This window comes from Nostoc sp. CMAA1605, from assembly GCF_021596505.1.
In the GTDB taxonomy this organism is placed as follows: Bacteria; Cyanobacteriota; Cyanobacteriia; order Cyanobacteriales; family Nostocaceae; genus Trichormus.
Genome location: NZ_PJIZ01000125.1, coordinates 1 through 16,884, shown reverse-complemented (window position 1 = coordinate 16,884; position 16,884 = coordinate 1). Strand labels below are relative to the sequence as shown.

The following is a 16,884-nucleotide window of genomic DNA, read 5'->3' as shown; positions in this document are numbered from 1 at the left end:
GAACGTACTGTTAAAGATTCTAAGTTTTGCGTCGTATTTGTGTCTTTCTGTCCGTCCTGACCAGTTTAAAACAATGTTAGTAGTCGGGACTAACTCAACTTTCATAATGCGGGTGTTGATGGGATGTTTACCTGGATACAGAGGTTCAACCCACACACCTTTATGCCCAGGATTGACTAAATTACCGTGGGTGAAGGACGCGCCGCTAACGTCTTCTTGGGCTTTACCAACGAAGGAAATCACCACACCTACATAACCAATGGGAATTTCCGTCATTGGTACTTGTTCCACGTTGACAAACCAGGGATTAAGATTCCAAGAACCAGACAGTAGAATTTGTTCTTGTAAACCCCTGCGTCCACCACCATCTAAGAATTTTTGACCATTTTGAAAGTTATCATGTCCTGTAATTACTGTACCGGCAATTTCACCTCCGGCGATCGGCATTCCATCTAAGGTGGTAACGATGCCGACTTTATCAGAAGCCACAGTATACACACGTAACTGTTCAGGAGTCATACCGTGATTAGAGGCGTTGGCAGCCATAATCACTTTAAACAGGGCAGTGTTGATTCTATATGTACCCGCAGTGATAAATCCCATCTGTCGACCTTTTTCTCCACCGTGGGTGAGGAATTTTCGGGCATCTTGGAAGTTATCACAATCGACTATTTTACCTAAGATGCGTTCTGGTGGATTGGATGCACCATCAGCAGCGACAATAACCGCAATTTCACCTTGAGGAACGACGACAACTGGTTCTTTACGCACCGAATATTGCCAAGGCCAATAGCCCCAGTGCCAACCAGGTGCTAAAGTATCAGCCTGCAAGCCTGCTTCACCGTTGAGGGCTATCAGTTTTCCGGCCGGTAGCCCCTTGCCAGAAATAGCAAATTTCTTGACAACAATACCAACTTCCCGTTCGCCGATAACTACTAAGCCACCAAAGAACAGAGGGACAAATATAACTAAGCCACCAACCAAGACTATAGGAATCAGCACAAAAGGATCAACTGCGGCTGCTTGATATGGAGTAATAGCTGGCTTGGTTTGTTCGACGATGACTGGTGCAGATGTATTTTCTTTGAAAGTGGATGTTTTGACATTACTAGCATGAGCTGAGTTAATACTGCTAGCTAATGCTAAGGAAGCTATAAACGTAGTTGCAAAACGAGCTAATTTATTTTTTTTAGTCTTACCAAGGAAAGATGAAAAACTTTTCATAATCTGCGCCCTTCTGGGCAACTAATTATCTAAGTTATCACTTCACTTAATAAGGCTGAGTTTTCTTAAACTTAGTATTATTTTTTGCTTTTGTATGAAGAGAGCAAACCTTTAACACTCCTCACCTCTTTACGTTTACCTTAGAGTGCCTATGTATTATGAATAAAACCCAGACAAACAAACAAGGGTGAGCCAATAATAGCCCACCCCAAAATAATATACTCAGTGTATTTCTACACCAAACCGCCTGCTGCTTGAAAACGAGCGCGGGCGCGTTTAAAGGCTTGGTTTGCCTGAATTTGAGCTTGACGATCGCCTGCTGGCACTTGGCTCAATTTGGTTTGAGCTTGGTTATAATCAGCACGGGCTGCTTCTAGGTCAATGCTGTCGCCACGTTCAGCACCATTCACCAGAATGGTAACTTCGTTTTCTTCGACTTCAGCAAAACCACCGAGAAGAGCGATCGCTTGCCAAGATTGGTTTTTGTTGGTGCGGACGCGCATCACGCCTATATCCAGTGCGCTTAGTAGTGGTGCGTGTCCACTCAGGATACCTAGCTGACCGGTAGTGCTGGGTAAAATCACTTCATCAGCTTCCGCATCCCACACTGTTTTATCTGGGGAAATTACACGGACAGTTAGGGTCATGTTGCAGTTATGAACTATCAGTTATTAGTGATTAGTGCTGAGTTGTGAGTGCTGAGTGCTGAGTTTCAAAGAGTCATTACTCATTACTCATTACTCATTACTCATTACTCAGCACTTCTGTTTAGCCTTTGAGTTTTTCGGCTTTAGCGATCGCTTCGTTGATGTCGCCTACCAAGTAGAATGCTTGTTCTGGCAGATCATCTAATTCACCAGACAGAATCTTCTGGAAGCCTTTGATGGTGTCTTCTAATTTTACGTATTTACCAGGAGAACCGGTGAATACTTCTGCTACGAAGAAGGGCTGAGATAAGAAACGCTCAACTTTCCGCGCCCGTGCTACGATGAGTCGGTCATCTTCAGACAATTCATCTAGACCCAAGATGGCGATGATGTCTTGCAATTCTTTGTAGCGTTGTAGAGTTGCTTGTACAGCACGCGCAGTGTTGTAATGTTCATCACCAACAATGTTGGGTTGCAACATTGTGGAGGTTGAACCTAATGGGTCAACTGCGGGATAAATACCCTTCGCTGCCAAACCACGAGATAGTACGGTTGTACCATCTAAGTGAGCAAATGTAGTTGCAGGTGCGGGGTCAGTCAAGTCGTCCGCAGGAACGTATACAGCTTGAATCGAGGTAATAGAACCTTCGGTGGTGGAGGTAATCCGCTCTTGCAGTTGACCTACGTCAGTACCCAAGGTTGGCTGATATCCTACAGCAGAAGGCATCCGACCTAACAGCGCGGATACTTCCGAACCAGCTTGTACGAAGCGGAAGATGTTGTCAACAAACAGAAGTACGTCTTGTTTGTTCACATCGCGGAAGTATTCTGCCATTGTCAAACCAGACAAACCAACCCGCATTCTCGCTCCGGGTGGTTCGTTCATTTGACCGTACACCAGCGCAATTTTAGATTCGTTGAGGTTATCTTTGTTGATTACCCCAGATTCAATCATTTCATTGTAGAGGTCATTCCCTTCACGGGTACGCTCTCCCACACCAGCAAATACAGACACGCCACCGTGCTGGGTTGCAATGTTGTTGATCAATTCCATCATGATCACGGTTTTGCCCACACCTGCACCGCCGAACAGACCAATTTTACCGCCACGACGATAGGGGGTCAGCAGGTCAACGACCTTAATCCCTGTCTCGAATACGGAAGGTTTGGTTTCTAAGTCAGTGAGTTTAGGCGCGGGACGGTGGATGGGTAAAGTTTCCTCGTTGTTGACGGGGCCTCTGTTGTCTACAGGTTCGCCCAGAACGTTGAAAATCCGGCCGAGGGTAGCTTTACCTACGGGTACGCTGATGGGCGCGCCTGTATCAACAACTTCCAAACCCCGTACTAAACCATCGGTAGAACTCATCGCAACAGCGCGGACTTGGTTGTCGCCTAAAAGTTGCTGTACTTCGATGGTGAGGTTGATTTCCTGTCCAGCTTCGTTAGTGCCTTTGATGGTCAAGGCGTTGTAGATTTGCGGTAATTTTCCGCCGGGAAATTTAACGTCTACAACAGGACCAATGATTTGGGTAATGTAACCGATGTTTGTTTTTTCTGCGGTGGTGACCATGCTGCGCCTAATGATTGAAGCTATATTTCAGAATGGGTCTTAGAAGACATAAGATTATGCAATGTCATCTTTCACTCTAACACCGTATGGGGACAGAGTTCCGTTAGTAATTCCTTAAAAAGTTGTTTGGCGAATTTCTGCCCACCAGCTTGACTGAATGACCCAACTGTTAATCATAAATTGATTCTTAAGACTTACAACATCAGAAAGTTAATTTAATTTCAGTGGTGTTGGGCAAAAATCAAAACTGCCGTGTTGCTGTTAAACACCGCAGTTTTTCAGTAAAAACTTGTTAAAGATGATTTTGATACTTTACTAGCTTGCCTTTGGTGTAATCTTATCCTTCTGCTGTTTACGCTTGAATACTGCACTACTAGCAAAAGCTCCTATTCCTAATAAACCTAAGAGAGAAGCTGGTTCAGGCGTAGATTGAGAGCCAATACCACCAGGAACATCAGAACCAAAGGTGATATCGTCAAAGCCAATCTGATTGATTGTTCCGCCGAAATCTACGGATTTGGCAATACCAGAGAACGATACACCAATGGGAACAAAAGGGCTATATAAACCTGTTGGGTCAGGCTGACCGTTGCGTGGTGTCAGTGGCAAATTGATGTGAGTCAACAGGTTGCCAGTAGCATTCAGTCCGTCATACACTCTGACAAATCCAGGGTTTTTAATTGCTGAATAAAAAAATGAAAATCCATCAGTAAAACCCTTTGGTGCATTTAGAGTTGCAGCAGTACCACCCAAAAAAAACAAAACCGTATTGGGACTAGGTTCACCACCAAAATCCCCTCTACCACCAGCATCAGAATCAACAAGAGCTTCAGCATTGGAAGAGAAGGTAACATCAAAGTCGTGGGGCGCGGTATCATAGAAACTCCCAACTGGAGTAGAATCTACAATTCCTTCAAAGTCAAGAACTATGACCGCAGCTTCTGCTTTTCCTGTACCCAGGGTAGCTAAAGCTAAAAAAGTTACCCCAGCAGTAGCTATAGAAAATTTTTTCATTAAATTTGCGGTTGCCATGAGTTTGTAGACACCTTTAAACATTAGAATCTGAACAGGTGGATTCTCTCGATCAGTTAGCTACACAAAAGTGCGTTTTCGGTCTTTGCTGGACTGCGATCGCCAACAGCACACAAAAAATTCTCAAATAAGTCACTGAAATTGGCACTATCATTGCCGTTGTTTCAAGATATAGGAGAAGCAGGACTCAATATTTCCCTCATTTTGATATTCAATACACTATGAAAAATCTACTTATGCCGCTAGTCTGACTGTGATACCTTTACAAAAAAAATATATTGTAAATTCTGCTAAATGATTTAGCACAACCTAGATATTATCGAGGTTATCGGATATTTCTGCACTCAAAGAATTAGTTGTAGTAGGGTAAACTCTTTATGCAGTTTTATTTATGCTTTATCGAAAATTAATAATACAAGGGCTGATTTTTAGTGTGTCTAGCTAATAAACGTAGCTTATGACCATAGAAAATATTCTTGTCTAGGTGATACGAGTCTTGAGTAGGTTACTGAAGAGAGCGATCGCTCTCTTCAGTAACCTAACAGACTCGTAACAATTAATATTATTTAATTATCCGTTTTTAACCCAGTAAATAATTGTTGCCAATTAATACTTCCTGCTGTATTCGTACCTTCTTTTACTTCAAAGGTTAAATTACAAGCTTGGGGTGTTTCTAAACTTTTGACACACAATTGAGCCACATCTTCACGGCTGATTTTGCCTCTGATATTATCACCTTGTTCTAGAATTATTTCTTTACCTCCTGTGTCTTCAGTTAAAGCACAGGGTCTAATAATAGTGTAGGGAATACCGCTAGTTCTTAGACTGTCTTCCCCTTTTAATTTCCAGGTTAATATTCCGCCTAATTGGTCATTTAACCTAACTGCGGGTGGTTCTTCATCTAAGTTAATTCCTGGTCTACCAGGACGAGTTACACCGGCGGAACTCACTAGAATAAATTGGGGTGTATGGATGTCGCTATAAGCCTTAATTGAGGATAATTCTAAAGCAAAATTCCCTGGTGAAAAGTGAGGATTTAATGCACCATCGTATTCAAATTTACTCAACATTAATTGCAAAGATGTAATTCTATCTTGGGGAATTACGGTAGCGTCTTTGACAATTTTGGCTCGAAAAACAGGGACAAAATCACTAAAAGGAATGCGGATATTTATCCAAGTATTCGCCACTGTATCAAAAGAATAACTATAACCTAAGCCATCCCATTTTGTATCTGTACGCAGAAAAATTTTATAACGTTTACCGTCACCTTTCACGCGCAATTCTACACCTGTATAGCCAGATAAATTAATAGTAGGCTCAAAATTTTTGGTTCTAACAGATGCAAATCCCCCAGAATTAGCAGTGGAAACATTACCAGTAAATACAGCTATGTTTTCTAACAACTGCATATTACTTGCGCTCACACCTCCCATAACTACATCATCAAGCGCGCCCCAAATATTCTTTAATTCTACAGAAGGGCTAGTAAAATCAAATATCAATTTTTCTTTGGATGATGATAGATATTTTTTAGCAGATTCTACAAGATTTTTAACGCCTTGATATTCCACATTTTCTGGAGTATCACCCACAATTTCCGGTTGATAAAATTTCACGCCTTGATAATATTTAGCTCTATCGGCTGTGTCTCCTTCTACTGGTTGCACACGTACTGCTGTACAACAAATTACAGCTTGAATGTTGGCCATTACTAGAGGTGTTAAAGTTTCTGGTTTAGTAATATCCGCAGTTACTAAGTCAACATCATCACCAAGTATGTTTCTAGCTCTATCGATATCTCGTACTAATGCGCGGACTTTGTAGCCTTGTGCTAATAATTGCTTGACTACTCGTTTACCAACGCCACCAGTTGCACCTGCTACTAAGATTGCACCCATACTGTTTTCTCCATGAGGTGGATTTTGATGAGGCTGGGAACGACCTTGAAATAATTGCTGTACCCAGTTCAAGCAAGGAAAAACCTCGAAGTAAGTCAAGGTATTAATAAATCTGCCTAAGTCCCATTGAGAGCGATTTTGATCTGCCACAATTACGTTTTGTTAATGCTTTTCTTGTTACATAATAACGAAGTGATGAGTGTAGAGTTATGAGTCTTGAGTTGGACAATGCCAAAAAATAAAATATCGAAATAGACGACTTAGTAGGGTGCGTCAGTGCGAAAAAAACTCACTACACTAAAAAATGATTCATACTGACGCACCTTAAATCTACTTCACCTTGCCAATTTGAGATTGTGGATGAGTTTTTTGGTCCAAGGATGTCAACACGTTAGGATAGTTGATTAGATATTACTAAATAAATAGAGATTTACTTATGAATCAATTAGAAAAAGCTCAAGCTGAGTATGAAAATTTCACAGAGAAATTTGAGAGTGTGATTATTAGTACAGTCAATCAACAGGGTATTCCCAACGCTAGCTATACTCCTTTTGTGATGGATGATGCTAAGAATATATATATATACGTAAGTGGATTAGCTGCTCACACTCAAAATATTCATATCAATCCTCATGTGTGTGTTTTATTTATCGAGGATGAAAGTCAAACTACTCAAATTTTTGCGCGTCGTCGCTTGAGTTTTGATTGTACAGCCACCTTAATGGAGCGAGAATCTGAGATATGGAATCAAATTGTTGAGCAATTTCAACATCGTTTCGGTGAAATTATCGAAGTTTTGCGCGGTTTAGCTGATTTTCGCATTTTCCGCCTGACTCCAACAGCAGGTAGATTTGTGATTGGATTTGGAGCAGCATACCATATCAGTGGCGATCGCTTAGATCAACTCGCTCAAATCACCGGCGAAAAAGCTAGATGAGAGTAACGAGTGCTGAGTAACGAGTGCTGAGTGGTGAGTGCTGAGTAAACAATTAATTCAACTTGTAAAACAGAGGTTTAGATGTGTGAGGTTGTAGGGATATAAGGGAAAAAACGTGTTTCTTCGTATATATTGCTAGTTTGTTGTCATGCTAGTAGGATGCTCATAACTCAGCACAGGCTAAACGCCGCGCTATCGCTAACAGCACTCACAACTCACAACTCAGCACTCACCACTCAGCACTCACCACTCACCCCTATGCTTAGTTTTCAACCCCCTGGTTTTGGGCATAAAGTTATTAATACATCTTTGGGAAAAACAGTTTACTATACCCAAACTGCTGCACCTTGGTTAGATTCCGACACAGAAAATTTACCACCGTTACTGTTCTTACATAATTTTGGCGGTGGTGCTTCTGCTTACGAATGGTCAAAAGTTTATCCGGCTTTTGCTGCTACTCACCGCATCCTTGCGCCGGATTTAATCGGTTGGGGAGATTCGGCGCATCCAGTGCGGGATTATCAAATTTCTGACTACCTAACAACTATTACTGAATTTATCACCCAAACTTGTCGCCAACCTGTAACGGTGGTGGCTTCTTCATTAACTGCGGCTTTTAGTATCCGTTTAGCGATTCAACAACCAGAGTTATTTAAAAATCTGTGTTTAGTTTGTCCTTCTGGGTTTGATGATTTCGGTCAAGGTGCAGGAAGGAGGCTACCACTACCCATAATTAATACACCTTTATTAGACAATATTATTTACGGCTTGGGGGCAGAAAATGAAATTGCTGTGAGAAATTTTCTCTCAAGTTTTCTGTTTGCGAAACCACAACGGGTGACACAGGAGATGGTAGAAGCTTATCTTACCTCTGCACAACAACCCAATGGGAAATTCGCCGCTTTAGCATTTTTACGCGGTGACTTGTACTTTGACTTGAGTTTGTATATTCAACAACTTACTGTCCCCACAGTGTTCTTTTGGGGAGAGAAGGCGCAATTTACTAGCATTAAGCTAGGACGGAGGTTGAGGAGTTTAAACTTAAGTGCGATTCATGAATTTTATGCGATCGCCGACACAGGAGTATTACCCCATCTAGAATTACCAGCAGTGTTTACTGGGTTATTACAGCGTTTTGTGTGAAGATTTTACCGAACTTTTACATAACTAGTTGTTTACTCATCAAATTAGATCAGAAAATCAAACAAGTGTGTTTCCTCAAAATAACTAGGCTAGTAAGTTCGATTCAATATGATTGCATTACCACAAATATTTGCTTATACGCAGCCATTAAGTACCACCAAAGAAGTAGAACTTTTGGTGTATTGTGCTAACACGAAAATCTACCCACAAACAGTAGTCAAAATTCAACAGTTAGTAACCACAGAAATAGATTGGCATTATTTAATCAAAATTGCGGTTTGGCATAGAGTCCAGACACTTTTATATACAAATCTCAAAGAAATTTGTCTCAATCAAGTTCCGCCAAACATTTGGGAAGATTTACACAGCCATTGCCAAAAAATCACCCTCAATAACCTATTTTTAACCCACAAATTGGTTAATATTCTGCAATTATTAGCAGAAAATCATATTCGTGCCATACCATTTAAAGGTTCTGTCTTAGCGGTTTCCGCTTATGGTAATCTTGCGCTGAGAAAATTTAGTGACCTTGATATTCTAGTTAAAAAACAAGATATTCCCAGGACAATAGAAATTTTAAAATCACAAAATTACCACAGTAAAGCTTATTTAACTGAAGCTAGACAAGAACTGCAAGAGGTATTTTGTGAATACAGTGTACTCAGTGCAGATAGCAGAGTCTTGATAGATTTACATTGGGAATTAACCCCAACTTATTTCGCCTTTAAACCAAATTTTGATGCACTGTGGAATAGATTACAACCTATCTCTTTAGCCGGTCAAACTATCCTGCAACTTTCTCTAGAAGATTCTTTACTATATCTTTGTGTCCACGGTTGTAAGGATTTATGGCAAAGATTAGCGTGGATTTGTGATGTCGCTGAACTAATTAAATCACATCCTGAAATTGCCTGGACAAAAGTTTTAGAACAAGCACAAAAACAAGGCTGTGAAAGAATGCTTTTGCTAGGATTGTTCCTCGCCGCCGATATCCAAAAACTGCAACTACCAGAAATAATTCAGCAAAGAATCGCACAAAATTCTATTATCCACACCTTGGCTACAGAAGTAAAAACCAGATTATGGATGCACATCGATGAACCATTAGATGTATTTGAGAGGTCTTTTTGGTCTTGGCGTTTAGCTTTTCATTTTAGAGTGATGGAAAGCTGGCGACATAAAATTTTACTGTGTCTTTTTGTGTTGAGATTTGCCATTACTCCCAAGGATCAAGATTATGTGGCTTTACCTCTGCCTAATTATTTAGCTGGTCTTTATTATATGATTCGTCCGGTGAGATTAATCATCAAGTTTGGTCTAACTCCGTTGAAACGGGGTCTTGATTTGTGTGCGTCTTGGTTGAGCGATCGCCCATAAAGCCAAGAAACAGTTATCATCATGATTGCAGTTGTATTTCTTCATATCTAAAAATACAACTCAATTCTTAGAAAAACCGCAAATTTCAATTTCTTCTCGGCTAAAAGTGTCCTTTAATACTTTGCGGAGAACACGCTGAATATGCAGGTGTTTTCCTGGCTTGACTTTTGTCAATGTCAACAGCAAAAGATTATTCTCTCCAAAACTTTCTATTCCAGCTACTCGCGTAGGTTCTAAAACATCCTGTTCATTCGTCTTTAACTGCTGTCCTATCTTTTCTACTACTCTATACACATGATCTAAATTAGATTCATAGGAAACACTAAATTCTACTCTTGCATATATGTAACGCTTAGAATAATTAATAATTGATCCAATATCGCCATTGCGAATTATCTGCAATTGACCATCAGGGTGTCGGACATGAGTAGTTCGTAATTCAATCGCCTCTACAATTCCTTCCACACTCCTCTCTTCCATTTTTCCAGCTTCTACATAATCACCTACTAAATAATAATTTTCAAACAAAATTAAGAAGCCACAAACCACATCATTAATTAGGTTTTGCGCCCCTAAACCCACTGCTATACCTACAATTCCTGCACCTGCTAAAATAGGTGCAGGGTCAATACCAATCAATTTGAGTATAGTTACTCCACCAGTAAAGTAAACAAAATATTTAGCAAAACTCCTGATTAACGGAATTAGGGTCAGCCGCTTTTGTCTTTGTGATTCACCTGCGTCTGTAGCTTTTAAATAGAACTCATCCAGAATGAAATAAGCCACTTCAATCAAAACATTACTAAGAAAGAAAACTCCAATAATCTGCACAACTCTGGGAGTATAAGCACTAATCCAAGCAATCGGTTTGATTTCTGGAACAACTAAATTTACTATACCGACATAAAGCACATACTCTAAACATTTTTTCAATAGAGGTATGAGATGACGCAGTCTTTCATATAAACGAAGTAAACTATTAGAACTAGAATATTTCAGACTCAGAGCATCGAGAGTATCAACAATAGTTGCAACAGCCTTAACAATCAGTAACCCAATTGTGACAGTGATGTATATCTTTAAACCGATAAAAGTATATTTAGGAACAACATCTGGAAGATGAAGAAATTCAGCACAGAGGATAGCAGCAGATATCCAGATAGTATGAATAATAGTTCTCTTTAAGACGTTGAAAAAAGCCTCAACACTCGCATCATTAGCCTTAATGTGATCTACTTTTTTAGCATAGTCACAAACCCAATTTATCCCACGGCTTAAGGGTGTGACACTCAACTTAACAAGTAAAAGTAAACTTACCGATTTCAGAATTGCTGTGCCGAGATTTACCCAAAACTGGGTAGGTAAACTGCGAATTAAATTCAGTTGAAATTCTTGAACGTTACCACCTCGATAAATTACCATCCCATTGACACCAACCAGTACCAGACATAGCACCACGGCGGTTAAAATTGAAATTCTGCTGATACTCTGGCGCAAAAAGGTGATGTTATCTGTTCTACCTTGCAGCCAAGAAACTTTAGTAATCTGCTTAATTGAGATACCGATTAGCCAGTTAAGTAACGAGAAGATTAATACTATAAATACAACTTCACCCAGAATAATTAATATATTCATCTTTTGAGTAGAAACTTACCTACTAGCTTGCAAATGCTGAGTCACCCAACCTTTAAAAATCTCAAACTTGACGTAAGAATGCAAGGATATTTAAAACACTTAAGATGATTAAGATAAAAAATAAGTAATATATATGTATTGTAAAGTAAAATATAAAATAAGTTTATTTTATAGCGAAATCTAAGTTAAAAAGGGTGGGAAAATTCCCACCCTCTAGATTATGAACCCAGTGCTTTAGCAGTTTGCTCTCTATCCAACTTCAGCATCAACACACCTAATGGTGGTAAGCACAAATCGATAGAATAAGGACGATTGTGCATAGACCAATCATCAGTCCATTTACCGCCTAAGTTGCCCATGTTGCTACCGCCATACTGACGAGCATCGCTATTAAACAACTCAGTGTAAAAGCCTTTCTCTGGTACACCGATGCGATAGTGAGAATGGGGTTGTGGTGTGAAATTACAAATCACAACGACAAAATCACCGGAATCTTTATCACGACGGATAAAAGAAACTACACTATGGCGATTATCGCTGCAATCAATCCACTCAAACCCCTCACGGACAAAATCCTGAGTGTATAAAGCAGGTTCAGCACGGTAGAGATGGTTTAAATCTTGGAAAAACTGTTTCAGTTGTCTGTGTGGTTCATGTTGTAACAATTGCCACTCCAAATCTGCCCACACATTCCACTCACTCCACTGGCCGAATTCCATGCTCATAAACATGGTTTTCTTCCCTGGGTGAGCAAACATATAGGTAAATAAGCAACGCACATTTGCTAACTTTTGCCAGCGATCGCCCGGCATTTTCCCAATGATGTTACTCTTACCATGTACAACCTCATCGTGGGACAACGCCAGCATAAAGTTCTCGCTGTGGTTGTACCACATACTAAAGGTGACGTTGTTTTGGTGGAATTGGCGAAACCACGGGTCCATGCTGAAGTAGTCGAGCATATCGTGCATCCAACCCATATTCCATTTCAGGTTGAAGCCCAAACCACCAGTATATGTAGGCCAAGATACCATCGGCCAAGCTGTGGATTCTTCCGCGATGGAAAGTACACCAGGGAAATAACTAAAAATTAAATGGTTGACTTGACGCAGGAAATCTGCTGCTTCTAAGTTCTCTCTGCCGCCATACTGGTTGGTTAGCCATTCACCTTCTTTGCGACAATAGTCGAGGTAGAGCATAGAAGCTACCGCATCTACCCGAATACCGTCAATGTGGTATCTATCAAACCAGAACAGCGCATTGGCGACTAAGAAATTGCGGACTTCGTTGCGGTTGTAGTTAAATACCAGCGTTCCCCACTCCTTGTGTTCGCCTTTACGGGGGTCGGCGTGTTCGTACAGATGCGTCCCATCAAAGAATGCTAAACCATGTCCATCTTTGGGGAAGTGACCAGGAACCCAATCGACAATCACACCGATGTCGTTTTGGTGACATTGGTCAACAAAATACATGAAGTCTTCGGGGCTACCAAAGCGAGATGTGGGAGCATAGTAACCGGTGACTTGATAACCCCAAGAACCATCAAAAGGATGCTCGGCAATGGGTAATAATTCGATGTGGGTGTATCCCAAATCCTTAACGTAGGGAATTAATCTCGCTGCTAACTCCCGATAGGTGAGAAACCGCGAACCAGGATTCAGTTCTGCTGCAATCACCACAGGTTCGGTTTCACCATTCGGTAATTTTGCTGGTTCTGAGGTGGCAGCGTGTAACCAAGAACCTAAGTGAACTTCATAAACTGAAACTGGCTGTGTTAAGGGGTCTGTGTGACGGCGTTTTTCTAGCCAGTTCTCATCTTGCCACTGATAAGAATTTAAATCGGCGACGATGGAGGCTGTTTTAGGACGGGGTTCTTGTTGAAAGCCGTAGGGGTCAGACTTTTCGTAAATGTGACCTTCCCAGTTTTTGACTTCGTATTTATAATGCGCTCCAATGGGTATTTCAGGAATGAATAATTCCCAAACCCCTGTGATCCCTTTACGCATCTGGTGTTTGCGTCCGTCCCACTGGTTGAAGTCACCCAAAACGGAAACATTACGGGCATTGGGGGCCCAAACAGCAAAATACACCCCTTTAACACCTTCTACTTCGGTGGGGTGCGCTCCTAATTTTTCGTAAATGCGATGGTGATTACCTTCTGCAAACAAATGTAAATCGAAGTCTGTTAAACGGGGAGAACGAAAGGCGTAGGGGTCATAAGTCACCCGTTCGTGTTCTCCCTCTTTGACTTTTAATTGGTAGTTTGATAATTCGGCGGTTTCAATAGTACATTCAAAAAAATGGGGATGGTGTACCGCTTGCATGGGGTATTCTTGGCGTTGTTCCGGCAAGACTACCCAGGCTGCACTAGCATTGGGAAGGTAGGCACGTACAGCCCAAACGTTTTTACCATTCTGTTCTACTAAATGAGAACCCAGGATTTCAAAAGGATCTTGATGCTGATTCCAAACGATGCTGTTAACCTGCTCAGGGGCGATCGTGGTCATGGACATTAAGCTACCTACGTAGAATAAACTGATTGACTAAATCGGGTTTTGTATATATATATTCTTTACATTTATTTGCAAATTTGTCGCCATCGTTATCCTATCTCAGATTGAATCGTATATACTTACGCAACAAAATTATTCACTAAGATGGGAAATGGGGCATCGGGTAAGCTAATCGTCATTGAAATTGCACCATGTTCATGGTTGTCAAAGCTGTAAACCCTCTCCTCTGCTCTCTGCACCCTGCTCCCCTGCGCTCTCAATGAGCTTTACTTATACCCTTAACAGCTGATTGGGCATTGCGGCTGTTTTCCTCGTCCCACTGCCCCTTGCCTTCTAATTAATTACTTTGGCGGATAGAATAGTTAGCAAATGTTGCCTACCACCTGACTCATGACACCTTCACAAGAAGTAGACACCCTAAACACTCCTGATATTGACGCTGAGGGATATGGCAACTCGGAAAATGATCTCGATGAGTTGCCAGATGAAGTCGAAATGTCTCTTTTCGACCACCTAGAAGAATTACGACAAAGGATTTTCTACTCACTGATTGCTGTAGCTGTGGGTGCTTTCGGTTGTTTTGTCGCTGTCAAACCCATTGTTAAGCTGTTAGAAGTTCCCGCCAAGGGAGTAAAATTCCTACAACTGGCACCAGGAGAATATTTCTTTGTTTCTCTCAAGGTTGCTGCTTACAGTGGCTTGGTACTCTCTAGTCCCTTTATCCTCTATCAAGTGATTCAGTTCGTTTTACCGGGACTGACTCGCCGTGAACGTCGATTGCTGGGGCCGATAGTTTTAGGTTCTAGTGTGTTATTCGTTGCAGGTTTAGTCTTTGCTTACTTACTCTTAATTCCAGCCGCTTTAAATTTCTTTATCAACTATGGTGCGGATGTAGTTGAACAAATTTGGTCAATTGATAAGTATTTTGAATTTGTACTTTTATTAATGTTCAGCACCGGTTTAGCTTTTCAAGTGCCGATCATTCAGCTTTTACTGGCTAATCTGGGAATTGTTTCTTCTGCAACAATGCTTGCAGGTTGGCGTTATGTAATTATGGGAGGAGTAATTTTAGGTGCTATCCTCACACCATCTACAGATCCTCTCACCCAAAGTCTTTTAGCCGGTGCTGTACTGGGTTTATATTTTGGTGGCATTGGTTTAGTGAAACTCTCTGGTAAATAACGATCCGTCAAGAATGCAAATTACCTATGAAGACTTTGAAAAAGTTGAGATTCGTGTTGGTAAGGTAATCAAAGTAGAGGAGTTTACTAAAGCACGAAAACCAGCTTATAAGCTATGGATAGATTTTGGTGATTTGGGAATTAAAAAATCTAGCGCGCAAATCACCAAATTATATAATCCCAATGATATCCTCAATCAATTTATATTAGCTGTAACTAACTTTCCTCAACGCCAAATAGCTGATTTTATGTCCGAAGTTCTAGTCTTAGGCGTAGTTCTAGATGATGGTGAAGTTGCTTTAATTCAACCAGATAGAGATGTGCCTTTAGGTAAACGCATTTTGTAATTATTTTGATTACACCGATTGTTCATGAATAATTACAGTGGCGATATTCAAAATTCAAGATTAAGAAAATGAGACTCAGCATAGCTCTTGGCGTTTGCATTTGAATCACATTTTTTGTGAATTGGTATGACTCTAGTAAAGAAAAGTTACAAGTTTGATGATACACACCTGGACTCAATAGCTGTATAATTGCCGTGTGTAGTAAAAAATACATATTTATCGTAGTCTAGAACACATCAGTTCAAGTCTAAAATAGTGCTTCTGTCTCTGCTAGAACTCATCAGCTTTCTAGTTTTGCAGATACCTAGCACAACAAAGCAGCTTATTTTTAAATGCTGGCTTTATTGACTTGGCGTGGTACTAGATAGTATTAATGACGTAATAGATTTGGCAAAATGACTGTAGATTAAATCATCTATAGCCATTAGATTATTTGGGTATATAAGTCAATACATTTGATATAAAGCTAAAAATTACACTTAGTGCAGGTTAAGTGATGAAAATCAACTTAATCTATTGAGTTTCATCATGGCTCAACTGCAACTATTTGTATCTTTAGCCAGAAGGTATTGCTTGATTTTAGCTGTAGTTGTTTTGCCAAAAAATTCTCATAGAATATTAATTTAAAAGAAATCGTCCTCTAAAGTTTTCATGCTATTGTTGAATTTCAAAATTATCAGGAAAATTCCACAATGCTAACAAGAAATTCTCAAATTCTGACCGAGCATTATCAAAATATCAACCATGATGGTGATGATGTAATTCAAGGTTTGACTCAAACACCAAAGAGTTTACCCCCAAAATATTTTTATGACGATCGCGGTTCTGAATTATTTGAGCAAATTTGTCAATTACCAGAATATTACCCCACACGTACAGAAGCCTGGATATTAAGCCAATACGCCGATGAGATTGCTCAGATCACTGGCGAATGTGAACTGATAGAATTAGGCAGTGGTAGTTCTACTAAAACGATTTTCTTGTTAGATGCTTACCAAAAACTTGCACGCTCTTTGAGATATGTTCCGATTGATGTCAGTGCAGGAATCCTCAAAGCAAGTGTATTTAATTTACAAAAAAAATATCCTGATTCCTTAATTGATGGTTTAGTCGGAACCTATGAACAAGCATTAACACAATTAGCTGCAACTGTTTCATCATCGCGGATGATTTTCTTTCTAGGAAGTTCGATAGGTAATTTTAATCCACAGGAATCTGATATATTTTTGCGTCAATTGGCTGATGCTTTAAATCCAGGTGATTACTTTTTACTAGGACTCGATTTACAAAAACCCCAAAGCATTTTAGAAGCAGCCTATAACGATAGTCAAGGAGTTACGGCTGCTTTTAATTTAAATATGCTTTCTCATTTAAATT

General features: G+C 40.3%; 12 protein-coding genes and 1 pseudogene. 6 read left to right on the top strand and 7 right to left on the bottom strand.

The window, feature by feature from the left end:
- From CV014_RS27010 to CV014_RS26990, 5 genes and pseudogenes are all read right to left on the bottom strand, one after another.
- A pseudogene (locus CV014_RS27010) lies at positions 1–1,224 on the bottom strand (flotillin family protein); the annotation flags it as partial.
- Between the two features lie 233 nt (positions 1,225–1,457).
- Positions 1,458–1,871, bottom strand: coding sequence for an ATP synthase F1 subunit epsilon (atpC, locus tag CV014_RS27005; RefSeq protein ID WP_236144837.1), 414 nt, complete (start codon positions 1,869–1,871; stop codon positions 1,458–1,460).
- A gap of 121 nt (positions 1,872–1,992) precedes the next feature.
- Positions 1,993–3,441 (bottom strand): F0F1 ATP synthase subunit beta, encoded by a 1,449-nt coding sequence (atpD, locus tag CV014_RS27000; protein ID WP_236144836.1) that lies wholly within the window; start codon positions 3,439–3,441, stop codon positions 1,993–1,995.
- A gap of 315 nt (positions 3,442–3,756) precedes the next feature.
- The gene (locus CV014_RS26995) at positions 3,757–4,473 is read right to left on the bottom strand and encodes a PEP-CTERM sorting domain-containing protein (RefSeq protein WP_236144835.1); all 717 of its coding nucleotides are present in this window, start codon (positions 4,471–4,473) and stop codon (positions 3,757–3,759) included.
- Positions 4,474–5,039: 566 nt separating this feature from the next.
- On the bottom strand, positions 5,040–6,524 hold the full coding sequence (locus CV014_RS26990) for a CIA30 family protein (RefSeq protein WP_236144834.1): 1,485 nt from the start codon (positions 6,522–6,524) through the stop codon (positions 5,040–5,042).
- Positions 6,525–6,810: 286 nt separating this feature from the next.
- On the opposite strand from CV014_RS26990, the gene CV014_RS26985 reads away from it, so the two are divergent.
- From CV014_RS26985 to CV014_RS26975, 3 genes are all read left to right on the top strand, one after another.
- On the top strand, positions 6,811–7,311 hold the full coding sequence (locus tag CV014_RS26985) for a HugZ family pyridoxamine 5'-phosphate oxidase (protein WP_236144833.1): 501 nt from the start codon (positions 6,811–6,813) through the stop codon (positions 7,309–7,311).
- 258 nt (positions 7,312–7,569) lie between these two features.
- Entirely contained in the window at positions 7,570–8,454 is an 885-nt protein-coding gene (locus CV014_RS26980; protein WP_236144839.1) for an alpha/beta fold hydrolase, read from the top strand.
- 108 nt (positions 8,455–8,562) lie between these two features.
- Positions 8,563–9,831 carry a nucleotidyltransferase domain-containing protein gene (locus CV014_RS26975; protein WP_236144832.1) on the top strand — a complete coding sequence of 423 codons (1,269 nt, stop codon included), beginning with the start codon at positions 8,563–8,565 and terminating at the stop codon, positions 9,829–9,831.
- Positions 9,832–9,891: 60 nt separating this feature from the next.
- Here CV014_RS26975 and CV014_RS26970 read toward each other — a convergent pair whose 3' ends face one another.
- Complete coding sequence (locus CV014_RS26970) at positions 9,892–11,466, bottom strand: mechanosensitive ion channel family protein (RefSeq protein ID WP_236144831.1); 1,575 nt, start codon at positions 11,464–11,466, stop codon at positions 9,892–9,894.
- A gap of 218 nt (positions 11,467–11,684) precedes the next feature.
- Entirely contained in the window at positions 11,685–13,979 is a 2,295-nt protein-coding gene (glgB, locus tag CV014_RS26965) for a 1,4-alpha-glucan branching enzyme (protein WP_236144830.1), read from the bottom strand.
- A gap of 390 nt (positions 13,980–14,369) precedes the next feature.
- Here glgB and tatC point away from each other — a divergent pair, with 390 nt between their 5' ends.
- The 3 genes from tatC to egtD all read left to right on the top strand — a co-directional run.
- Positions 14,370–15,161, top strand: a complete 792-nt coding sequence (gene tatC / locus CV014_RS26960) for a twin-arginine translocase subunit TatC (protein ID WP_236144829.1) — start codon at positions 14,370–14,372, stop codon at positions 15,159–15,161.
- A gap of 13 nt (positions 15,162–15,174) precedes the next feature.
- Positions 15,175–15,507: a tRNA-binding protein gene (locus tag CV014_RS26955; protein WP_236144828.1), complete on the top strand. Its 333-nt coding sequence runs from the start codon at positions 15,175–15,177 to the stop codon at positions 15,505–15,507.
- A gap of 692 nt (positions 15,508–16,199) precedes the next feature.
- The coding region (gene egtD, locus CV014_RS26950) for an L-histidine N(alpha)-methyltransferase (RefSeq protein ID WP_236144827.1) at positions 16,200–16,884 on the top strand (685 nt) is incomplete at its 3' end.